General features: G+C 30.0%; 21 protein-coding genes, 1 pseudogene, 1 riboswitch and 1 other annotated feature. Of the genes and pseudogenes, 4 read left to right on the top strand and 18 right to left on the bottom strand.

Features of this window, described 5'->3' with window-relative positions:
* The 8 genes and pseudogenes from H8R92_RS13360 to nrdD (H8R92_RS08340) form a co-directional block, all read right to left on the bottom strand.
* On the bottom strand, positions 1-164 hold a 164-nt coding region (locus tag H8R92_RS13360), incomplete at its 3' end, for a DUF960 family protein (protein ID WP_279287103.1).
* A 363-nt stretch (positions 165-527) separates the two neighbouring features.
* Positions 528-1,670 carry a Fic family protein gene (locus H8R92_RS08370; RefSeq protein ID WP_186835191.1) on the bottom strand — a complete coding sequence of 381 codons (1,143 nt, stop codon included), beginning with the start codon at positions 1,668-1,670 and terminating at the stop codon, positions 528-530.
* Positions 1,671-1,968: 298 nt separating this feature from the next.
* Positions 1,969-2,475, bottom strand: coding sequence for an anaerobic ribonucleoside-triphosphate reductase activating protein (gene nrdG / locus H8R92_RS08365; RefSeq protein WP_186835190.1), 507 nt, complete (start codon positions 2,473-2,475; stop codon positions 1,969-1,971).
* A gap of 43 nt (positions 2,476-2,518) precedes the next feature.
* Positions 2,519-4,441: an aconitate hydratase gene (locus tag H8R92_RS08360; RefSeq protein ID WP_186835189.1), complete on the bottom strand. Its 1,923-nt coding sequence runs from the start codon at positions 4,439-4,441 to the stop codon at positions 2,519-2,521.
* A 36-nt stretch (positions 4,442-4,477) separates the two neighbouring features.
* Positions 4,478-5,638: a homocitrate synthase gene (gene nifV / locus H8R92_RS08355; protein ID WP_022211295.1), complete on the bottom strand. Its 1,161-nt coding sequence runs from the start codon at positions 5,636-5,638 to the stop codon at positions 4,478-4,480.
* A gap of 151 nt (positions 5,639-5,789) precedes the next feature.
* Complete coding sequence (gene nrdD / locus H8R92_RS08350) at positions 5,790-7,091, bottom strand: anaerobic ribonucleoside-triphosphate reductase (protein ID WP_436231588.1); 1,302 nt, start codon at positions 7,089-7,091, stop codon at positions 5,790-5,792.
* 189 nt (positions 7,092-7,280) lie between these two features.
* Positions 7,281-7,685: an LAGLIDADG family homing endonuclease gene (locus tag H8R92_RS08345; protein WP_186835188.1), complete on the bottom strand. Its 405-nt coding sequence runs from the start codon at positions 7,683-7,685 to the stop codon at positions 7,281-7,283.
* A gap of 137 nt (positions 7,686-7,822) precedes the next feature.
* Positions 7,823-8,668 (bottom strand): annotated as a pseudogene (gene nrdD, locus H8R92_RS08340) (anaerobic ribonucleoside-triphosphate reductase); the annotation flags it as partial.
* 295 nt (positions 8,669-8,963) lie between these two features.
* Between nrdD (H8R92_RS08340) and H8R92_RS08335 the strand changes: the two are divergent.
* The 3 genes from H8R92_RS08335 to H8R92_RS08325 all read left to right on the top strand — a co-directional run bounded on the left by H8R92_RS08335 (position 8,964) and on the right by H8R92_RS08325 (position 10,538).
* A complete protein-coding gene (locus H8R92_RS08335) occupies positions 8,964-9,809 on the top strand; it encodes a DegV family protein (RefSeq protein ID WP_186835187.1) in 846 nt (281 codons plus the stop codon).
* Between the two features lie 6 nt (positions 9,810-9,815).
* Positions 9,816-10,265, top strand: coding sequence for a PadR family transcriptional regulator (locus tag H8R92_RS08330; protein WP_186835186.1), 450 nt, complete (start codon positions 9,816-9,818; stop codon positions 10,263-10,265).
* Positions 10,266-10,346: 81 nt separating this feature from the next.
* Complete coding sequence (locus H8R92_RS08325) at positions 10,347-10,538, top strand: hypothetical protein (RefSeq protein ID WP_022168970.1); 192 nt, start codon at positions 10,347-10,349, stop codon at positions 10,536-10,538.
* A gap of 51 nt (positions 10,539-10,589) precedes the next feature.
* On the opposite strand, the gene H8R92_RS08320 is transcribed toward H8R92_RS08325, so the two are convergent.
* The 9 genes from H8R92_RS08320 to metG (H8R92_RS08280) form a co-directional block, all read right to left on the bottom strand.
* The gene (locus H8R92_RS08320; protein WP_022211289.1) at positions 10,590-10,778 is read right to left on the bottom strand and encodes a ferredoxin; all 189 of its coding nucleotides are present in this window, start codon (positions 10,776-10,778) and stop codon (positions 10,590-10,592) included.
* A 72-nt stretch (positions 10,779-10,850) separates the two neighbouring features.
* Positions 10,851-11,681, bottom strand: coding sequence for a YhfM domain-containing protein (locus H8R92_RS08315; protein WP_186835185.1), 831 nt, complete (start codon positions 11,679-11,681; stop codon positions 10,851-10,853).
* A gap of 164 nt (positions 11,682-11,845) precedes the next feature.
* Entirely contained in the window at positions 11,846-13,087 is a 1,242-nt protein-coding gene (locus H8R92_RS08310; protein WP_022211287.1) for a DUF7922 domain-containing protein, read from the bottom strand.
* Positions 13,088-13,301: 214 nt separating this feature from the next.
* Positions 13,302-14,147: a 16S rRNA (adenine(1518)-N(6)/adenine(1519)-N(6))-dimethyltransferase RsmA gene (rsmA, locus tag H8R92_RS08305; protein WP_022211286.1), complete on the bottom strand. Its 846-nt coding sequence runs from the start codon at positions 14,145-14,147 to the stop codon at positions 13,302-13,304.
* Between the two features lies 1 nt (position 14,148).
* Positions 14,149-14,703, bottom strand: a complete 555-nt coding sequence (rnmV, locus tag H8R92_RS08300; protein WP_186835184.1) for a ribonuclease M5 — start codon at positions 14,701-14,703, stop codon at positions 14,149-14,151.
* A gap of 131 nt (positions 14,704-14,834) precedes the next feature.
* Positions 14,835-15,896 carry a resuscitation-promoting factor gene (locus H8R92_RS08295; protein WP_022211284.1) on the bottom strand — a complete coding sequence of 354 codons (1,062 nt, stop codon included), beginning with the start codon at positions 15,894-15,896 and terminating at the stop codon, positions 14,835-14,837.
* Between the two features lie 215 nt (positions 15,897-16,111).
* On the bottom strand, positions 16,112-16,897 hold the full coding sequence (locus H8R92_RS08290) for a TatD family hydrolase (protein WP_022211283.1): 786 nt from the start codon (positions 16,895-16,897) through the stop codon (positions 16,112-16,114).
* A gap of 222 nt (positions 16,898-17,119) precedes the next feature.
* On the bottom strand, positions 17,120-18,748 hold the full coding sequence (gene metG, locus H8R92_RS08285; RefSeq protein WP_186835183.1) for a methionine--tRNA ligase: 1,629 nt from the start codon (positions 18,746-18,748) through the stop codon (positions 17,120-17,122).
* A gap of 62 nt (positions 18,749-18,810) precedes the next feature.
* Positions 18,811-20,754 carry a methionine--tRNA ligase gene (metG, locus tag H8R92_RS08280; RefSeq protein ID WP_022211281.1) on the bottom strand — a complete coding sequence of 648 codons (1,944 nt, stop codon included), beginning with the start codon at positions 20,752-20,754 and terminating at the stop codon, positions 18,811-18,813.
* Between the two features lie 60 nt (positions 20,755-20,814).
* Positions 20,815-21,048, bottom strand: a binding site (T-box leader).
* A 107-nt stretch (positions 21,049-21,155) separates the two neighbouring features.
* Between metG (H8R92_RS08280) and H8R92_RS08275 the strand changes: the two genes are divergently transcribed.
* On the top strand, positions 21,156-21,653 hold the full coding sequence (locus H8R92_RS08275; RefSeq protein ID WP_022211280.1) for an FUSC family protein: 498 nt from the start codon (positions 21,156-21,158) through the stop codon (positions 21,651-21,653).
* Positions 21,654-21,777: 124 nt separating this feature from the next.
* Here H8R92_RS08275 and H8R92_RS08270 read toward each other — a convergent pair whose 3' ends face one another.
* Positions 21,778-23,490 carry a Na+/H+ antiporter NhaC family protein gene (locus tag H8R92_RS08270; protein WP_186835182.1) on the bottom strand — a complete coding sequence of 571 codons (1,713 nt, stop codon included), beginning with the start codon at positions 23,488-23,490 and terminating at the stop codon, positions 21,778-21,780.
* 223 nt (positions 23,491-23,713) lie between these two features.
* Positions 23,714-23,889: riboswitch (Lysine riboswitch) on the bottom strand.
* Positions 23,890-23,954 lie beyond the last annotated feature (65 nt).

Below are 23,954 nucleotides of genomic sequence, written 5' to 3'. Positions count from 1 at the left end.
ATATTATTTCCTTCTTTTCTTATCTTGAAAATCTGTAAGTAATCCACTTCAACATTTCCTTCATTCTTCAACTTATCAATCATGCTCCACATTATAAGTTGTAATCTTATATCTACTTCATCATTTACTCCTTTAGTTACATATCTATTGTCTTTCTTAAACATCTTTAGTTCTCTCCTTATCATTACTAGTTTTTATAGTCACCTTTCCACCTCTTACTACACCTACACATAGAATTCTCTTCACTCCCTTTTACCTCCCTACAATAGAAAAAGTCTTAATCACTATCCTTACAGCAATTAAGACTTTTAAAATGTATATTTTCTCTATTGAGTATGTGTACTCTTTTTTCATTATATATTTCCTCCTTCTAAACATAAAAACTCTTACCTGTATATCTAAATACAAGTAAGAGTTTATCTTTTCTTGATTAATAATATATATTTGAATTATCTTTTATACACAATAATTAATCTACACGCAAAATTAAAATTTATAAATTATATTAAAATGAGCCAAACTACTTTTTAACGAATTATATTCAATAAGTCATAGAAGAAGTATTTTCGGTTTCTATTTTTACCATCGCTATATATCACTTTAGCTTCCACTAGTTTAGCTAGATACCCATTTAAAGTGGCAGGTGCAATCTTTATCTTATCTCTAATTAGCTTAGTTGTAAATATAGGGTACTCAAATATTAAATCAATTACTTGAAGTATTCCTGGTGTTCTAATTAACTCTTTAGCTTTATCAGAAATCTTTTCGTAAAGGGAATCAATAGCATCTATCTTTTCTAAATCTTTATCACATTGTTTTATGCAAGATTCTAAGAAGAATTCTACCCATTCTGTAAAATTATTTTTTGCAGTCTGCATATCTTTTAAGTATTGTTCTTTATTATCCTCTTCATCTGTAATAACAACTCTTGTATTATTTAACAATTGATAATATTTAAATTTATCTTTTTCTAAGCTTTCGCTAACAAAGAAATTAGCATTTCTTAAAATCTTTTTATCAAATAAATATAACGGTATTAGTATTCTACCTATTCTACCATTACCATCTAAAAATGGGTGTATTGTCTCAAACTGGGAATGTATTATAGCCAATTTGATTAAATCATTAATATCATCATATTCATTTATATATTTTTCTAAATTACTCATATATTCATCTACTAGTTGAGGTTCTGGTGGCACAAAGGAAGCCGTTTCAATGGTACAACCTTTAGGCCAAATATAGTTTTGTGTAGTTCTAAAATTACCTGGTGATTTATTACCACCTCTCACATTGCCAGACATTAAAATTTCATGAAGTTTTTTTACAAATCTACCGCTAATCGGTAATGTTCTTAGCAAATCTTCTCCAATTTTTAAAGCAGTATAATAATTAATTACCTCAGTTATATCATTTGTAGGATGTTTTTCATCAGCTTTATACTCAAACATTTCATCCATAGTAACCTGAGTACCTTCTATTTTTGTTGATTCCATAGCTTCTTTAAGGGATAATAAATCCATAAGAAGTTCAGATCTTATTTTAGAATTTTTTAGTTTTTCATTATATACAGCTATTTTAGTATTCGCATTTATTAATTTATTAATTATTTTATTTATATCTATTAAATCATCATTAGGTAATATAAATGGAATATATGGATTAGGCATTTCAAACACTCCTTATTTAATTTCATTTTTTATTATAATTATGCTCTTATTATTATAATATATACTATTTGTTTTAAAAGATAAACATTTTTCGTTCTATAATATAAAATATTTTATATTATTTATCCATTTTTCATTTTTATTATAAAAAGCTTTAATAATTAGGTTTTAAATAAAAATTCATTACCTACATCGAAAACTATGATTAAAGAACTTTATATTTTATACAGTATATAACATATTTAATTATCCAAATTTAGTAAAAACCGCACCTATTTATGGTACGGTTCTTTATTCCTTATTCTAAAACAATTATACAATTACTTTTTAAGCTTTTCTTAACATCGATTAATCTTTGATTGCTGGAACCTTTGAACTTTAAACCATCAACCTTTTTATCTTTTTCAAAACGTCCATCCACTAATACATCTATATTTTCAATTAAATCTTTTATATTATTATCTTTTTTCATCTTTTCTAATACATCCTCAAAAGTATATCCTGTATAGCACCAAATATTAAGGCCAGCTTTCTTAAAAGCCTTTGCCATATAAGCAAATTCTTCAGCTCTTTCAAGAGGATCTCCTCCACTAAAGGTTATTCCTTTAAGTAAAGGATTATCTAATGCATCTTCTATAAGTTCATCCATATCTAGCTCTTCTCCTCCATTAAAATCATGAGTATCTGGATTAAAACATCCTTCACAATTATGTCTACATCCTTGAGAAAAATATACCCTTCTCATTCCTGGTCCATTAACTAAAGATTCATATGCAATTCCTGCTAGCCTTATTTTCTTTGACATACTTCCGCTTCCTTATCCTTTAAATAACTATAAAAAATTATAATTAACTTAAGCTTTTAACGTAATTTAATCTACCACCAGCTTTTATTACCTGGATTTCCTTTTCTGTTAAATCTATTAATACTTCAAATTCACTATTCTTACTTATATTTTTAACTTTAACACTTCCCTTAGTTAAAGCTTCTTTAATATCATCTATAACCAATTCATCTAATAAATCCACTTTATTATAATCAGCTTCATTCTTAAACTCTAGTGGAACTATTCCATTATTAATTAAATTAGCCTTATGAATTCTAGCAAAGGATTTGGCAATAACACCTCTTACTCCTAGATAAAGTGGTGCTAATGCAGCATGTTCCCTACTAGAGCCTTGACCATAGTTTTCTCCTGCAATGATAAGTCCTCCGCCTAAACTCTTAGCTCTCTTTGGAAACTCAGTATCAACTGTATTAAAACAAAATTGAGATAAATATGGAATATTAGATCTAAATGGTAAAAGTTTTGAATTTGAAGGCATAATATGATCTGTAGTAATATTATCTTCTACCTTTATTAATATCTTTCCCTCTATTTTTTCTCCTAACTCCTTATTTATAGGAAAAGGTTTAATATTAGGCCCTCTCTTTACTTCTACCTTAGTACCATCTTCAGCCGGCTTAAGTATCATTGAATCATCAATAATAAACCTTTCTGGCATATTAACAGATAAATCCATCTTTAACTCTCTTGGATCTGTAAGTACACCTTTAATTGCAGAAACTGCAGCAGTTTCAGGGCTTACAAGATAAACTTTTGCTGATAATGTTCCACTTCTTCCATAGAAATTCCTATTAAAAGTTCTAAGTGATACACCATTAGTACCAGGTGCCTGTCCCATTCCTATGCAAGGTCCACATCCATTTTCCAATATTCTTGCACCTGAACTTATTATATCAGCAAGTGCTCCATTCCTTGCTATCATCTCCATTACTTGTCTTGAACCTGGAGCTATTACAAGACTTACATCTGGATGAACCTTTTTTCCTTTTAATATCTTAGCTACCTTCATTAAATCTTCATAAGAAGAATTTGTGCAACTTCCTATGGCAACTTGATCTACCTTAATTTTTCCTATTTCATTTACCTTTTTCACATTATCAGGACTATGAGGCATTGCAGCTAATGGTTCTAAAGTATTAAGATCAATTGTTATCTCCTCATCATAAACAGCATCTTCATCTGCTTTAAATTCAAACCAATCCTGTTGACGCCCTTGAGCCTTAAAGAACTCTAAAGTCCTTTCATCACTAGGAAATATTGATGTGGTTGCCCCAAGCTCTGCTCCCATATTAGTTATGGTTGCTCTTTGTGGAACTGAAAGGTTTTTGATTCCTTCACCTCCATATTCGAATATTCTAGAAACTCCACCTTTAACAGTAAGCCTTCTCAAAACTTCTAAAATTACATCTTTTCCTGTAACCATATGTTTAAAATTACCTATGACATTTACTTTACATACCTTAGGAACATTTATATAATATGCTCCACCTGCCATAGCTAAGGCAACATCAAGACCACCTGCACCCATAGCAAGCATCCCCACCGCACCAGCAGTTGGTGTATGACTATCTGAACCAATTAATGTTTCCCCTGGCACTGCAAATCTTTCTAAAAATACTTGATGACACACTCCATTTCCTGGTTTAGAAAAATATACTCCATGCTTAGATGCTACAGTTTTTATAAACTCATGATCATCTGCATTTTCAAAGCCTTGCTGTAACATATTATGATCTATAAAAGCCACTGATCTTTTAGTTTTAACTTTATCTATCCCCATAGCTTCTAATTGCAGATATGCCATTGTCCCTGTTGAATCCTGTGTAAGAGTTTCATCAATTTTAATACCAATATAGCTACCCTTTCTCAATTGACCTTCAACAATATGGCTGCTTAAAATCTTTTCTACCAAATTATTTCCCAATGATAATCTCCTCCCTTCTATTCTCTCTATTATTTATTATTCCTTTTCTTTATATTGCTTATAAAGACTTACAAGCTCTTTATCAAAAAGACTTCTTTTTAATCTAACAGTAGTTGCTCTTACCAAGCTAAGTATATCTTTCGCTTCAGCATCTGAAAGTTTTATATCATATTCTTTAAATTTATTTACTATAGCTGCTTTTCCTGAATGTTTTCCTATGACAATTTGCCTTTCAAGTCCTACCACCGCTGGATCATAAGCTTCATAATTCATTGGATTCTTAATAGTTCCATCGGCATGTATACCTGATTCATGCACAAAAGTATTTTCTCCTACTATGGCCTTCCATTTTGGTAAAAATCGCCCAGAAGCCCTGGATACATACTCTGATACTTCTTTAAATTTTCTAGTATCAATATCTGTCTTATAACCATAAACATAAATTAAAGCCATTAATACTTCCTCTAAAGCAGCATTACCAGCTCTTTCACCAAGACCATTTACTGTTACTCCAACATGATTAGCACCACCCATAAGACCAGCTATAGCATTGGCAGTAGCCATTCCAAAATCATTATGAGTATGCATTTCAATATCAAATTTTGTTTTATCATATAAATACCAAATTTCATCCCTTAATTTAAAAGGTTCCATAATACCTACAGTATCGCAATATCTAAACCTATCTGCACCTGCTTTCTTTGCAGCATTAATAAATTCCACTAAAAATTCTCTATCAGCTCTTGATGCATCTTCCCCATTAACAGATACATACAAGCCGTTTTTCTTAGCATATTCCACTGATTTAATCATATTTTCAAGCACCCACTGCCTTGATGTTCTAAGCTTATGCTTAATATGAATATCAGAAACAGATATGGAAATAGCCACTGCATCAACATCACAATCAATAGATTGCTCTATATCAGAAGTAACAGCTCTATTCCACGCCATTATACTCTTTGCATTGCTACTATTTCTATTCCTTTTCACTATTGATTTTATTGCTTCCTTTTCATCTCCACCCATGGTTGGAATACCAACTTCTAATTGATCTACTCCTAAATCTCTTAACATAGATGCAATGATAATTTTTTCCTCATTAGCAAATACAACACCTGCTGTCTGTTCCCCATCACGCAATGTAGTATCCACTATCTTTACTTGTATATCATTTATAGGATCTTTAATTGCCATGTTATAGCCCCCTTTTATTTTAATTCCAATTTTACCATTTTATTACTATAACTTCAATGTAATATTTCTTTTTTAAAATAAAACTAAAGGCACTAATTTTCATTAATCTTAAATTTAAGACTTTTAAAAATTAATGCCTTTATTTATATATTTATATAACACCATAATTATTCATATTGCTGCCTGTATGGGAACATCTATCTGCTCTTTCTTCAAACTTCCCTGGACCAAATCTTTCATCTAAACTTAAGTATCCAGTAACTCTTGATATACCTTGAATATCTATACTATTACATTTTGGACATTTCTTTTCATTGCTATTTATACTACTTCCACAATTCTTACAGTATCTTATATGAAAATTTATTCCTATATAACTTATATTAGTATTTTTATATGCATAATTAATGATATCCATAATCTGCTCTCCTGTTGGTGAATCATCTACTTCAATATATGAAATATGACCTGCATTGCAAAGCTTATGATAAGGTGCTTCAATATCTATCTTTTTCTTTATTGAAATAGGAAACTTTACAGGAATATGATAACTATTAGTATAATACTCTTTATCCGTAACCCCCTTAATTATACCAAACATCTTTTGATCCTTCTTAATAAATTTACCACTTAACCCTTCAGCTGGTGTGGCATAACAACTCCAATTAAGACTTGTTTCCTGTGAAAATTTATCAGTATATTGTCTTATAAAGGTAACAATTCTCACACCAAGCTCTCTAGCTTCATCATTTTCACCATGATGCTTTCCTATTAAAGCTGTAAGTGCTTCTGCTAACCCTATGAATCCAATGCCCCATGTGCCTTGTCTTAAAATAGGTTCAATTGAATCTTCTTCTTCTAGATTTTCCGCTCCCTTCATCAGCTTTTGACCAGCTACAAAAGGAAGATCCTTTACTCTTAACTTTTTAAGAATACCATATCTATGAAGTAATGATTCTTTTGCTAATACTAATCTACTTTTTAATATTTCAAAAAATTTATCTATATCACCTTTTGCTTCAATTCCTATTCTAGGTAGGTTAATAGTCACTGGTGCTATATTTCCTCTACCTTTGCATCCTGCCTCTCCATTAATATTTTTCATAACATATGTCCTACAACCCATGGTTGAGGGCATATATCCCTTATCATAGTATTCCTTATTAAAATCAGCATCTATGTTCATAAATGTGGGGTTCATTCTCTTTGCTGCTACTTGGCAGGCTAATTTATAAAGATAATAATACTCATCTTCTGGTTCTCTATTTACTCCTTCTTTTACTCTAAAGATTATATTAGGAAAAATAGGCTGTTCTCCCTTTCCTAAACCTTTTTCATATTCTTGTAAAAATATCTCACATATCATTGCTGCATCTTTATCTTTAGGTATCCCTAAATTTATAGAAGAAAAAGGGACTTGTGACATTTTCGTTCTTACCCGTAAGCTTTTTATCTTACGCTCTGGAGGTTTCCCTCATCATATAGCTATCCCTCTTATAATCACTATATTACTATTAGTCTATTCTAATCCAGATTAGCATATATTTTTATCCTTTTCTTTCAACCATAGGATAACGAAGACTCTTGGGAGTATTTTTGCTATCATATCGCTCAACTCCTATGCGTTACAAGGAATTGTGATTCAATCCCTCTCGGTATTAACATATATTTTATAACATGAATCGTATTTTCTTTTTAAATAAATAGTTGCATCGTTATACATATATTCTCTTAAGCTTTCAACATCTTTCTTTGATGAATACAGTAACATACTACAACCAATTCTTTCTACAACTTTATTTATTCGTGTTCCAATTTCACTATTTAAGATAATATTTAAATTATCTAAAAATTCATAGTTAGATACAAATCCAATACATTTTCTTGATCCTTTTCTTTTACCATGTGATGTTGTATTAGTGCACCATCCATCTCCATCAAAGAACCCTCGAATAAAATGTCTCATCATATCTTGATTTATATTAGGAATTATTTCATGCTTAGTTTTGTTAGGTATAACACCTAACTTACCTAAATCATTAAACATCTTACATGTCTAATAGTTTTTTCTGACTCACATTTCCTTTCCTCCAATTCCTGTATCAAATACTTAGTCTTTACCGATTTTCCTCATTTATACTCTAAAATCTACAATGGTGTTTGATTTTAGACGGCCCACTATTGACCTGCACGACTATGCATAGTATTTAAATTATATACAATTCCCTGCATAGCTTGATGAACTCTCATCTTTAATCTTTCTTCTACAATATTTTCTATTCTTTCTTCTTCAATACCAAGAGCTTCTAATTCGCTTCTTATTTCCTGTCTGGTAGGATCAATAAAAATAGACATATCATTATCAAAATCGGGGTGTGCTTGACCTCCAAACATGTCATTCTGGCTTGACTGCAACAAAATACAAGATAATTCTGCTGCTGTTTCTATTCTTTTAGGTTTATTTATAGTTCCATAGCCTGTATTAAACCCATTTTCCAAAATCTCTTTAGTAGGAATATGAAGACAATTTATACTTAAATTATAAGAATCCAAGTCATGAAAATAAAGCTCACCATTTTCATGAGCTTTTGCTAAATGCTTAGGCATATTGGCTAAATTATGCCACTTATTTGATTCTGATGCTATTCTTAAAAGCTTTGACGAAAAGTTATTTCCTATATTAGCATTGTCTCTATCAGTTTCCACGCCAATCCTATTAATAGCTTTCATTAAATCAGATTTTGTATCCCTCACTCGTGTTCTATCCATCCTATATATAGAATACGCCCTTTGAATTTCATTATAGCCTTCATCTATTAAAGTTTTTTCAATTAAATTTTGAATTTCTTCCACAGTTATGTTTACTTTTTCAGATTTAGCTATCTCTCCGCATACTTTTTCCGTTATATTGATAATTTCATTATCACTTAATGTTTTTGAAACTTCCTTACTAGCTTTTCCTATGGCATTACTTATTTTATCTTTGTTAAACACTACTTCCCTTCCATCTCTTTTTACTACATATTGCATTCATCTGTCTCCTTCCCACTATATATTGTGTTTATTCTTAATTATACCCCTTTATATTATTCATCTCAAAGCTCAATTATACCCCCATATTATTCCATTAAATAATTTGTATTTACTTATCTTTAATTTCCTATCATTTTCTAAAAAAATTTTAATATATGATATTATGCTTTATTTTTACTTACATACATTAATCTAACTATATCAGTATTGATAATGTTTATAATTATCAGTATTGATAACTATATCGTTTGTGATATAATAAAGTTAATAAATTTCGTTTAGGAGGATTAAAATGCAAAAAATTGCTATAATAACTGATAGTGCATCTGATATCCCATTAGAGGTTATAAAAGAAAAAAACATTAATTTATTACCACTTAGAATAATCTACTCTCATGGAGATTACCAAGATAAATTAGACATTACACCAGAGGAAATATACTTAAATTTAGATAAAGAAATTCCAACAACTTCACTTCCAAGTGCACAGACTATGGATGATATTCTTAATAAATTAGAATCTGAAGGCTATACTCATGTTATTGCCATATGTATTTCAGGCGGCCTTTCTGGAACATGCAATTCCTTAAGATTAATCTTAGAAGACCATCCAAAGTTGACATCATATGTATATGACACTAAAATTCTTGCTTATCCTGAAGGAGAAGTTGTCTTAGAAGCAGTTAAACTTGTTGAGGCTGGTAAAAGCTTTGAAGAAATAGTTGAAGCACTACCTAAAATCAGAGAAAGAATAACTGGTTTCTATACTGTTAATACTTTAGAATACTTACAAAAGGGTGGTAGAATTGGTAAAGTTGCAGGTACAATTGGTGAATTATTAAACCTAAAGCCTATAATCACTACTGATGAAACAGGAGTATACTATACTATACGTAAAGCTAGAGGAAGAAAGCAAGCCCTTTCAAAAATGACTGATCTTCTAAAAGAAAAACTTGCTATAGGAAAATGTGAAGTTACCGTATTAGAATGTGCTTGTAAAGAAGAAGCAACAAAGTTTATGGAACAACTTGCAAAGCTTCCAAATGTAGAAAATATAAAGCTAAATGTTCTTAGTCCAGCATTAGGAATACATGGTGGTCCAGGGTTATTAGGACTTTCTGTAAAACTTGTAGAGTAAAACATTATGGATGATTTTAAAAATATTATTGATCTAAAAGCAGAAGAAAAAAAGCTCTATGAAGAATATAAAGCAAAGGTGGCTGAACTAAAAAAAGTTCAAAAAGAAAAAGAAGCTGTAGGTCAGGTTTTTACCAAAGGTCTACTTCCAATCTATGTTTTATTTATTCTTCATCTAAACCCTTCCAATGGCAATGATATTTCCAATAAAATATCTAAAAGGACTTCTAATCTTTGGGCTCCAAGTACTGGAGGAATTTATCCACTTTTAAAAAAGCTTGAGAAGGACGGATTGGTAATCGGCAAGTGGGATGATCCTAAGAAGAAGTTCCAAAAAATTTACTACCTTACTGATTTAGGCGAAAAGGAATTTCAGCATAGAAGACACTTATTAAAACCAAGAATTGAAGAATCATTAAAAGTATTTCAAATTGTTTATAAAGATTTATATCTATAAATATACAAGTAAGAATAGCCTTACTTGTATATTTTTTTTTATTTTACATATACTAAGTAAAATTATTAAGGTGGTGTAGTGATGAAAGGTTTAATATTAGATTATAACCATTCTGAGGCCTTCATTTTGTTAGAAGATGATTCAGTAAGCACAGTTCCAATAAACTCCTTACCTACATTATTACCTATAGGAAGTAATATAAATTTATCTACTTTAAATAACTGTAATAATTTAAAATACCATCCTCTACATAAATCTGAAGACTTTTTTTAATAGTATAAAATTTTCTTTATAAAGCAAAAAAGATGCATCAAGCATCTTTTTTTATTCTACTGTTATTGCATTAACTGGACAGCTTGATTCAGCTTCTTTAGCCTCATCTTCTACTTCTGAAGGCACCTCATCAACATAAGCAGCTGCTTTTCCATCATCCTCTAATACAAACACAGCTTCACATATAGATGGACATAATCCACAACCTATACATGTATCTTTATCAACATGAGCTTTCATATAAATCATCCTTTCTACATACTTATAATAATATTATTTACTCATTCACTAAAAATATGTATTAAAAAATTATTACCAATTTGATGGTTTTACATTTGGCTCACTAATTGAAATATTCCATTTCTTATATTCATACTGTGCCACTACATAATAAGTTTCTTCAGTATTTTCTCGTTTATTATTTACTGTTATAGCTGTCTTATAAACTAATGTATCATATCCCCTATTCTTTACAGTAATCACTACATCATAACCTGCCGTAGTGGTTTGAACTAATTCTACATTAGAAATTATCTTTTCTGCATCTGAAGTAAAATCTTTTAAATCATTAGAAAAAATGTATTTTAAACAGTCTGCATCACTTTTTATATTTATACCTATTTTATAATTCTTATCCTTTAATGAAGGTTCAATCTTCTTTAAAACTTCTAATATTGGTTTATAATAAATATAATTAAATTCCTTAGGCTTTCTAATAAATGATAAATTCTGTATTATAACTTCATCTATTCTATTAGAAACGGTATAAACATCCGTATCATTATAGAAATTACCACTCTCACTGCCTACCACATAATAGAATTTTTTAACTTCATCACCTAAATCAAATTCAAATATATAATCTGGCTCTAAGTTTGACTTTTCTGTACTTTTTTGTGCCTTAGAAAGTAAGTTATACATTGTATTTTTTGCTGATCCTTCAGTAACAATAAACTTAAATCCTAAATCTCTCATACTTTGAATACTTATTTGTTCTACATTTTCAGAATCTAAATACTGAAAATAATCTGTCTTCCATCCTAGTTTCTTCTCTATATTTTCTACTACACTACAACCTGAAAATGTAGTTATTATACCTATTAATACTACAGTCAAGCAGCTAAGCTTAATACTTTTTAACATTTCATCTCTCCTTCCAATACTTTTTTTCAAATAATTAGGAGGCGATAAGCCCCCTCCCAATTATTAAAAATTATAATACTTTCTGCTATCATTAGCAATTTAAATATTTACATGACCTTATTATTTATGAACTCACTAATTAATATAAGTACAATCATTCTACTTTATTGCATAGGAACTACAACTGTAGAATTCTTAAAGTCATAGAACATTAGCCAGCAACCTATGTCTGTATCTGAATCCTTAGCAACCCATGTGACAAATCCTGTTCTTCCATCATATGGCTGTTCATCTTTATCTTTCTTTCCAGGAATAGCATAAATTATATATTTTAAATTTCCATTAAAATCGCATTTATATCCTAATTTAAAATAATTATACTTCTTAATATAAGGATAATAGTTAAGCATTGGATAATAAACTAATGTATATTTATTGTAATTGGACATATTACACATTTCATATAAATCATGTACAGGAACCTTATACCATTTACAGTATTTAAGTTCATCATAGCCTTCATCTTCTTCAAAGCCTTCTGCAATGGATTCAAAATACTCACCGATAGTTCCTCTTATCTTACTATTTCTTGGATTAAATTCCTTACTTTCTTCTATGAGCTCTTCATAATCCTCAAACTTTCCTCTAAGATTTTCTTTTGGATGGTCTGTTTGAATATTTTCTTCTATAGTTGCCTGTAATTTAACTTTTTCAGTCTTCTCTTCCCTAGAAGCCTCCACTTCTTCTAGTGATTCTTCCCTCTTTTCTTCAGCAAACTCTTCTTCTCTATCTTTTTCTTCAACGGATTCAACTCTCTTTTCTTCTTCAACCTTTAGTGAACCTTCATTTATTGAGTTTATTTCTTCATTAACTACTTCTTCCCTATCTTCACATTTATCCTTCTTTTCTTTTTTATCATGCTTCTTTTGTTCTTTATAATGTATTTTCTTTTCTAGTTCTTTATCACTTTTAGCCTTTATTACTTTATAACTCTTCCAATCCTCACAAGGTTGTTGTCCATTTAAAAATCCACACATAATAAAAATTGGAACACCATCTTTATATTTACCTATGGCTGCTCCAGAAATCTTATCTAAAGAAAGCTCTATTCCAGCAATGTTATCAACATTATATTCTTTAGTATAATCTGCTTTTCCAGCAATGCTTACATCTAACTTACCTAAATCTACTATTTGCTTGTTATCTTTCTTATCACATATAAGCATCATATTGTATTTATCTTCATCTTTTCTGAGGTTTTGAGCATAAAAAGATATTTTACATATATCTCCCTTTGCTTCAATCTTTGCATACCCTGACAGTGATTTATCATTGGCACTAGCATATCCACGTTCATCTTCCTGCAAAATAATGAAGTTTCTATATAGCCTGCTATTACTAGCCATCTCTTAAAACCTCCAAGTTAAAATAATTCCCTATATTATATGCTTACTATAAACAGATATGTTCTCAATACATGAAAATTAAAGCTATGCTAATTAATTAAGTCACTTCGCTAATTTATGGCGACTTAACTAAGTGCATTAGTGAAATGATATGCACTATTTAACTAATAAAAAATAATAGGCTATGACAAAGTATCGTCATAGCCTATTATTTTTATTTCATTCTGCTATATATAGCATCTGCTAATGCTGCAAATTCTTCTATAGATAAAGTTTCTCCTCTTCTCTTAGGGTCAACATTTGCTTCACTAAATGCTTCTTCCAACTTTTCTTTAGGAAGTCCTATATTTTTAACACCATTCCATAATGTCTTTCTTCTCATATTAAACGCATTTCTAATAATATCAAAGAATAATTTTTCATTTTGTACTTCTACTCTTGGATTATCTAGCTTTTCTAATCTTATTACGATAGAATCAACCTTTGGTCTTGGTATGAAGCAAGCTGGAGGTACTTTTCTTACTATTTCAGTATTGCAATAATATTGAACTAGTAAAGATAATGCACCATAATCCTTATTACCCGGTTCTGCTGCCATTCTTTCTGCTACTTCCTTTTGAATCATTATAGTTAATGACTTAAAGTTATATTTTTCCTTAAGCAGTTTTACAATAATTGGAGTTGTTACATAGTAAGGAAGGTTAGCAACTAGCTTAACACTTTGCTCATCCCCTATTATTTCATTGAAATCAACTTTTAAAGCATCATTATGTATTAATGTAAAGTTTTGATTATCTCCTAACTCTTGACTTAGTATAGGAATTAAATCATTATCTAACTCTATAGCAACAACTCTTTTAGCTGTATTTAATAATTGTGCTGTTAATGTTCCAACTCCTGGACCTATTTCAATAACTAAATCATCTTTGCATACTTCAGCACCACTAACTATATCTCTTGGAACTGAATCATCAATTAAAAAGTTTTGACCTAAACTTTTTGAAAACTTAAAATTATATTTTTTTACCAGTTCTGCTGTCTTTATGTTCTTTATGTCCATATTATTTTCCCTCTTCAATTTGTTTTTCTACTTTATTTATGGCTTTAATGAATTCTTCTTTAGTAACACCATAATTATTTAATCTTGAAAGCATTTGGTTAGCATTACCATAACCTAAACCTAGTTCCTTACCTAATTTCATTCTTCTTTCTTTAGAACGAGCATCTCCATTTAATTTAAAGTAAAACATATCTTGCGCATCAAATATAGGCTCTTTATCTTCCTCTGATACCTTTGCTCTTTCTAGAGCTTCCCTAATTACTTCTGGTGATGCATTTTCAACACCTATATCATCACCTTTAATTCCATCTTCTTGTGCTATATAAGCATGTTTTATACCTTTTACACGTTTAGATATTATGCTTCTTATTTTCTCTCCTGCAAAATCAGGATCTGTTAAGACTATAACACCTTTTCTCTTTTGAGCTTCCTTAATTCTTTCAATGACTTTTGCATTAATTCCAAAACCACCTACAGCAATAAGCTCTGCATCTACAGCTTGTTTTACAGCTGTTATATCATCTCTTCCTTCCACTACAATAACTTCTTTAATCAAAGCGTAATTCCCCTTTTCTCCTTATATCTCTTCTATTAATTTATCCCTATATATCAATTATGTCAAACCCTTTTAAAAAAAGTACATGTTCGCCTCAACTAAAAAAAGATGGTTTTTTAACCATCTTTTTCCTACCACTCTCCAGGATAAGCTACAATATAAACTGGTACATTATATTGTCTTCCCCAGCTAATAGCATCACTATTTGAGTTAACATATACATCTATAATGTTACCTTGAATAGCTCCACCAGTATCTGATGCTATAGCTTTTCCATAGCCATCAACATATACTAAAGCTCCTAAAGGTATTACACTTGGATCTACTGAAATTGTACTTAACCCACTTGGATTATATGTTGGCACCGAACCTGTTGCTGTCAAACCTCCACCTGTATATGCTGTAGCTTGACAGTATAAAACATCTTTATATGTTCCTGTTTCTCCACTTCTACTTGCATATACTTTAGCTGTTCCCTGTAATACAATTTCAGTAACTGCTTCCTTTAATACCTTAGAACTTATTTGTTCTCTTGAAACCTCTTTGCCATTCTTTTTTGTAACTTTATAAGTGACTTCTACTTGACCTTCTTCACCTGATTGTTTTACCTTTGTAGTATTAACTTCCATAGTATTATCATTTTCTGTTAAAGTATCATATGCAATAGTATCAGTTGATACCTCATTTAATACTTCTACATCTACCAATTGAATTGAAAGGTTATCCTTAATTTTTGTATCAAGGCTTGGATTAACTTCATCCTCATACTTATCAAATTTAATATTTTCCGCTTTAAGTTTCTCACTTTCAGCTTCAAGCATAGCACCAATAGTTGGCTCTGCTGTCATTATTGATATTGTCTTATCCTTTGATACTATTTCCACATTAACTGCTTTTCTTACTTCTATTACTTCATCTTTAACTAATTTCTTTTCTAAAGCTGGTTCAACCTTATCCTTAGAGCCTAACTCAATCCCTACTTGCTTTAGAGCATCTTTAATAGTCCTTTTATATGTGACAAATATTTGTTCATTTCCATCTACGTTTATTGTTACAGTTTTTCTTGCATTAGCTACTACACATATTGACATAACACTTATAACGAAAAGTGGTGTAGCAATTGCTAATATTTTTTTTGCCTTAGGACCATTAGAAAAATTGTTTTTAAGGTATTCCTTACATTTTTCCATCATCTTTTTCAACCTCCTTTGGCAAGAGCGTCTTTTGAATTATATTATAGAACCTAACTTTTTGTCAAATTCAGCATCTTACCGCTTAATAAACTGTTAATGAACCACACTGCGTCATAAAAAATATTAATAATAAAAATAATAGTTTGTACACAGTTTATAAGTAAATACAGTAAACTAAAATTGGGATTTTTTGTAATATACTCTTCTATTTTACTTTATTTAGTATTCCTAATCAAATTACTAAAATTACTATTTACAGCCATATTCACTTCTTTCGGGTCAATTCCCTTTATTTGGGAAATTTGTTCTATTATATGTTCAATATAGTCTGATTTATTTCTTTTTCCTCTATAAGGTGTAGGAGCCATATAAGGACAGTCAGTTTCAACCAATAATCTTTCTAATGGTATAGCTTCCACTACTTCACATATCTTTCTAGCATTTTTAAAAGTAACAACACCAGTAATGCCAATATAATAACCAATCTTTACACACTCTCTGGCAAATTCAACACTACCTGAAAAACAATGAACTACTCCTTTAACATTAGGAAAACTCTTCATAATTTCCAAGGTGTCTGCATGTGCATCCCTATCATGAATAACCACTGGAAGATTTAATTCTTCTGCCAACCTCATTTGTTCTCTAAAGACGAATTTTTGAACTTCTCTATCAGGATTTTCATCCCAATAATAATCTAAACCAATTTCTCCAATGGCTAATATTTTTTTATTTGATTTAACTTTTGAAATAATATCTGCTCTAACTTCTTCATTATAATCATCTGCATCGCTAGGATGAATGCCTAATGCTCCATATATAAAATCGTATTCTAATGTTAAATTATTTGTAGTTTCTATACTCTTCTTTGAGCAAGCTATATTCATCAACTGTTCTACACCAGCTTCTTTTATTTGCTTTAATACCTCTGCCCTATCTTCATCATATGCTTCATCATCATAATGAGCATGTGTATCAATAATTCTATATTTATTTTCCATAATTTCCTCCAAAATTTTCATATTTTTTTAGTAAATAATTCTTAATGTTTTCGAAAGCTTTTATTCATATATTATTCGCTTATTTGACACCATATTGACACATAATTACCTTATTATAATACTTGTAAAGTAGTTAAAGCATTATTATTTACCCCTAAAACCATCTTTTTATAGTTGGTCCTAGAGCTATTCGTCCCCCAAATGTAATAGCTCTAGGTTTTTTTATGCTCTTTTTTCTTTTAATATACTTACTTCTTCTATGGCTCTTTTCTTATCAATCCTATTAAATAATATATCTATTTCATCAATTTTAATATTATTTTGTTCAGTGTAACTCCAAATAGGTTCTTCTATTTTAAGCGATTTTCTTATTTTTTCACAGGTATTTGGTATAAAGGGTTCTAATAAATTAGATAAATTCACTATTATCTGTAAGCAATTATATATAATCTCACTACATTTTGTTGGATTAGTATTTATAAGAGACCATACATTTGATGAATCAAAATATTTGCTATACTTTCTACAGAAATTCATCACTAAGGTAAGTGCCTCCTTGAAATATCCCTCTTCAATATTATCTCCCACTTGAAAATACAGATTAAACATTTCTTCTTTTAATTCTTTGCTAATCTTTCCATTAGGTATTCTTCTATTATATTTTTTATTAATAAAAGAAATAACTTTACTTGTAAAGCCTCCTAAATTTGATGCTAAATCATGATTATTAACGTTTATATAATCTCTCCAGGTAAAATCAGTATCTCTTTCTTCAGGTGAATTTAAAGCTAAATAATATCTAAAGCTATCTATATTATAATTCTTAGCTATATAATCAGCCCATATAGCCCAGTTCTTTGCTGATGAGAAAGATTTTCCCTCCAACTTTAAATACTCACTTGATATAATTCTTAAATTTGGATTCTTTATTCCTAATCCCGATAAAATAGCTGGGAAAATTACTGTATGGAATGGTATATTATCTTTACCATGGACAAAATAAATTCTAGAATCATCACCTTGCCAATACTCTCGCCAATCTTCATTTCTTCCTTCAATACATTTCATACTAGCTGTAAGATATCCCATGACAGCTTCAATCCACACGAATATCCTCTTATCTTCATACCCTTCTAAAGGTACATGGACACCCCAATTAAAATCTCTTGTTACTGCCTTATCTCTAAGACCTTCATCTAAATACCTCTTAACTATGTTTTGTGCATTCTTTCTCCAACCATTTTGCCTTATATACATACGCTTAACATCATTTTCAAATTTAGATAAGGTGAAAAATAAATGTTTTGTTTTCCTTGCTACGGGCTTTTCTCCGCAAATTCCACAAATTTTATCTTTTACTTCATGAGATTCAAATTGTGCCCTACATTTACTGCAACCATATCCATGAGCTTTTTTACCACAGATAGGACATAATCCTTCAATATTCTTATCATCTAAATAACAATTGCACTTTTCACAAAAAGTCTGTTCAACTTCCTTTTCATAAATATAACCTTTATCATATAAATCTAAAATGAACTCTTTAACTTTATCTTCATGATACTGAGTATGTGTTTTTTCAAAAATATCAAAAGAGAATCCTAAGGTCTTAAAACATTTCTTAAATTCATTATGATATTTTTCCACTGCTTCTAAAGGAGTTATGCCTTCCTCTTCAGCCTTAGCTTTTACAGCAGTACCATGACAATCTGTACCTGAAAGAAAAATAACATCATCTCCCATCATCCTATGATATCTAGCTAAAATATCTCCTGGAAGTAATACTGCTATTCTTCCTAAATGAAGTGGTCCATTGGCATATGGCCATGCATTGCCTATTAATATATTCATAAAATACCCCTCTTATCAATTTTAAAAATAAGGTGCTGAGCATGCTCAACACCTTGTTTTAATTATCTAACTTGGCTTCCTGTTGGTAATTCACCCGGATTTACTAAAGTTAATATGCTATCATCATCTGTTGATGCTGCTAGGATCATTCCTTGAGATAATTCTCCTCTTAATTTAACTGGCTTTAGGTTAGCAACAAGAACTACATACTTACCAACTAATTCTTCTGGCTTGTAATGTACTGCTATTCCTGATACCACTTGTCTTTCTTCACCATTTAAATCAACTTTTAATTTTAATAACTTTTTAGCTCCTTTAATTGGCTCACAAGCAAGAACTTTTACAACTCTTAAATCTATCTTTGAAAAATCATCTATTGTGATTTCTTCCTTTATAGGTTGCATTTTATATTCTTCCTTTGGCTTATTAGCTTCTATTGCAGCTAATCTTAAAGCTTCTAATTCCTCTAATTTCTTTTCAACATCTATTCTAGGGAATAATGCTTCTCCTTTTGAAACTTTAGTTCCTGGAGTAGTTCCATCAAATCCACTTAAGGATTCAAATGACTTTGTAGTTATATTTAATTGTGCATCTATCTTTTCACTTGTTGAAGGTAAAAATGCTGATAATAATACAGAAGAGAATCTTAAACTTTCTACTAAGTTATATAAAACTGTTCCAAGTCTTTCTTTCTTTTCTTCATCCTTAGCTAAAATCCAAGGAGTTGTCTCATCTATATATTTATTGGCTCTTCCTATAAGCTCAAATATATGCTCTAATGCTTCTGGAATTCTTAATTCATCTATTGAAGCTGAAACTTTTTTAGGAGTTTCTAATGCTAATGTGATAAGTTCATCATCAATTGATTCTTTAGCAAGTGGTGCTGGAATTTCTCCATCAAAGTATTTTTCAACCATTGCAACTGTTCTTGAAAGAAGATTTCCTAGGTCATTACATAAATCTGAGTTTATCTTCTTGATGAATATTTCATTATTAAATAATCCATCTGCTCCAAATGGGATTTCTCTTAATAAATAATATCTTACAGCATCAACTCCAAAGTTTTCCACTAAAGTAACTGGATCTACTACATTGCCTTTTGACTTTGACATCTTTCCACCATCTACAAGTAACCATCCGTGACCAAATACTTGTTTTGGTAATTCAAGACCTAATGCCATTAACATTATTGGCCAATAAATAGTATGGAATCTTAATATGTCTTTACCTATTAAATGAACATCTGCTGGCCAGAATTTTTTGAATAACTCATCATTATCACTCCCATACCCTAAAGCAGAAATATAGTTTGATAATGCATCTATCCAAACATAAACTACATGTCCTTCATCAAATGTTACAGGAACTCCCCAGTTAAAGCTTGTTCTTGAGACACATAGATCTTGTAAACCTGGTTTTAAAAAGTTATTAACCATTTCATTTTTTCTTGATTCTGGTTGTATAAATTCTGGATGAGATTCAATGTATTCCATTAATCTATCAGCATATTTGCTCATTCTAAAGAAGTATGCTTCTTCCTTTGATGCTTCTACTGGTCTGCCACAATCAGGACAGTTTCCATCTACTAATTGAGTTTCAGTCCAAAATGATTCACATGGAGTACAGTATAATCCTTCATATGAAGATTTATATATATCTCCTTGATCATATAATTGCTTAAATATCTTTTGAACTGTTTCTTTATGATAATCATCAGTGGTTCTGATAAATTTATCATAGCTTATGTTCATCATAGTCCATAAATCTTTGATTCCAGCAACAATTTCATCAACGTGCTCTTTTGGTGTTATTCCCTTTTCTTCAGCGATTCTTTGAATCTTTTGTCCATGTTCATCTGTTCCTGTTAAGAACATTACATCATATCCTGTTAATCTCTTATATCTTGCTATGGCATCAGCTGCTACAGTTGTATATGTATTACCAATGTGTAGCTTAGTTGATGGATAATAAATTGGTGTAGTTATATAGTAAGGTTTTTTACACATATCTATTCCTCCTAAAAAATAATTATATAAAAAAAGTCTCTATATAGGCTGTTTTACCCATATAGAGACGTTATATACGTGTTACCACTCTATTTTAAACTTATTTCACAATAAATTTCTCATTAAGTGAATATCTTCACTTTGCAATATAACGGTTGCACCCGTACCATCTTACTTAAACTTTCAGATGATCTGCTCCAAGTCCATCTTCATATAATTTTAATGCACTGGTTTCCACCATCTCCAGCTCTCTTTAGCAATTAATTATACTACTCTTCTCTTCTATACATTTATCAATTTTATGATATTATAAAATAAAAAAACTGTCAAATTTTATGTACTTATACCTCTATATTTTTGTTTTTTATTTGTTATAATAATAACATGAAAGGATGTATACAATGAATTATTTTAAATTACCTAAAGTAGGCCTTAGAACTTTCAAATCAGGACTTGCTGTTTTTCTATGTCTACTTTTAATTCCTAATGAACCATTTTTCTCTTGCCTTACAGCAGTTATTTGTTTAGGTGATACTGTTACAAATTCTGTTCGCACAGGCATAAATCGTGGCGTTGGAACTATAATTGGGGCATTTTCTGGATTATTATTCTTATTAATATTTAGATTTTTAGAAAATCATATTTCAAATACATATATCTCTAAATTGATAATCTATATGTTAATTGGTCTTGGTATAATTATTATGATATCACTATGTAATAAAATTAAAAGACCTGGTGCAATTAATATCACATGCATAGCATTCCTTGGAGTAACTACTGCTCATGCTTACTCTGATCCAATATATTATGCATTAAATAGATCTTTTGAAACAATTCTTGGAATAATAATCTCTATATTGGTAAATACACTTATTAATCCACCACCACATAAATAATTAAACAGTGCATATCAAAATATTTAATTTAAAAAGATTTCCAACAGAATTGCCCCTAATAATTCTGTTAGAAATCTTTTTTATTTGCTCCTATATTTAATGCCCTCTTTTTTATTATGCTTGCTTAATCTTCTTCTACTTTCTTACCAAATATCATTACTCCTATAAACAATGCTACACAAGACATTGGTAATACTATATATATTGGAAGCCCAAATCCTGCCGGAATATATCCAAATAGTATAGTTATTGCAGCTACAAATAATGCATACCACATTTGTGTCTTAACATGTTCTATATGACTACATCCAGCTCCCATTGACGAAAGTATTGTTGTATCTGATATTGGAGAACAGTGATCCCCAAATATCGCTCCTGTTAATACAGCACTTGTACTTACAATTACAAATGACATTTCTGGATTAATTTTATATGCTAATGGAATTGCCAATGGCATAAGTATGCTCATTGTTCCATATGCTGAACCTGTTGAGAAAGATATTATTGCTCCAAGAATAAATATTAAACTTGGTAATAAAAATGCAGGTATAGCACCATTCAATGCTTCTACTAAATATTCAGCAGCTCCTAATTCTTTTATTACAGATCCTAATGACCAGGCTAATATAAGAATTACTGCTGTTATTATAAGGCCCTTCATTCCATCAATCCATACTTCTATAGCTTCACTTATAGTAAATATCTTCTTCCATACTGCCATAACTATTGCAACTACAGTAGAAAATATTGCAGATTGTAATAATGCAATTGATGCATCTGATGCTGCAAAAACTTCTAATATTGCTTTAAATGATAATGGTGAATTTGTTACTATCGCTTTAATAGCTATATCATCACCAGCCATTATTGATGAATATCCACTATAGTAAAAAGCAACTATAGCTGAAATAATTAATGCACCTATTGGTACAATTGCATTCCAAATGCTTAGTTTTACACCTTCTTTTGGTTCTAATTCATCCATGTGAGAAGAAGTTACTGCAATTTCTTCATTAGTTAAATCTTTTAACTTTCTTGCTGATATTTCAGCTTTTCTCATTGGACCAAATTCCCTTAAAGTTATTATTGTAATCACAATAAATGCAAGTATTAATATGTTATAGAATCTATAAGGTATTGTTTGAAGGAATACTCCAAATCCACTAGCTTCAACACCTATTGATTCAAATCCTTCTGAAATTAAGCTTACTTCTAAACCAATCCAAGTTGATATTATGGCAAGACCAGCTATTGGTGCTGCTGTTGCATCAATTATAAATGCTAATCTTTCTCTTGATATTTTCATTTTATCTGCCACTGGTCTCATTATTGGACCAACAATTAATGAATTTGCATAATCATCAAAGAATACGCATATTCCTAAAAACCAAGTTATAAGTTGAGCACTTTTTGCAGTTTTTGCTTTCTTTGCTAAAGCTTCAGCAATAGCCTTTGCCCCCCCCATTTTAGCAACTAAATTAATAACTCCTCCAATTACAAGAACTTGCATTACGATTCCTGCATTCCATGGATCAGATAATGAATTTAATGCTCTATTAATAAAATCTAAAAATGCTTGTGTTAAAGCTCCAAATACATTAAATCCTGTTAGATTCAAAATAAATCCACCTGATAAAACTCCAATAAATAATGAAATAACAACATTTTTAGTTATAAATGCTAATAATATTGCAACTATTGGTGGTATTAATGTAAATATTCCAAATTCCTCAGCATTACTTACTGTCAGTTCAAATTCTGATGCAAAAACAAATGTTGTTGATAACATAAATATCATCATAGTTAAACCAAAAATTTTCTTAAAAATTTTTTTCATATTTTTACCCCCTAAAATATTTTGGTTGGTGTAAAGTTTTTTTACACTACTTTTCTTTTAAATTCTAACGTTATTTTTTAATTATTATTAAAAATTATCCATAGACTATTTTTTCATGCAAAACTTTACACTATCATATTTTAATGAATACACTTAAGAGTAACTATCTTAAACAAAAAAGCCTTGAGTTAACACTCAAGGCTTATAATAATCATAAAATTCCTCAAATGATAGCTCACCACAAATGTAATTTGTGACAGTGATACATATATTTTATGCATCCCCAGCTATACAACCTTAAAGCATCAGTTGTATACTTCGGCAACAATTCCTTTCTTACTAAATCATAGTGCTTACCTCATTAATAATACTAATAATTATTGCGCCTCTACCCTTACGTTATTCATTTTTCAACTTATATTATACAATTATTTTTTTATTATGCAATAGAATTTTTTAACTTT

Origin of the sequence: Clostridium lentum, from assembly GCF_014287815.1 — a bacterium.
In the GTDB taxonomy this organism is placed as follows: domain Bacteria; phylum Bacillota; class Clostridia; order Clostridiales; family Clostridiaceae; genus Clostridium; species Clostridium lentum.
Note: the sequence above shows the minus strand (reverse complement) of the source record. Positions and strands in the feature narration are given on the sequence as shown.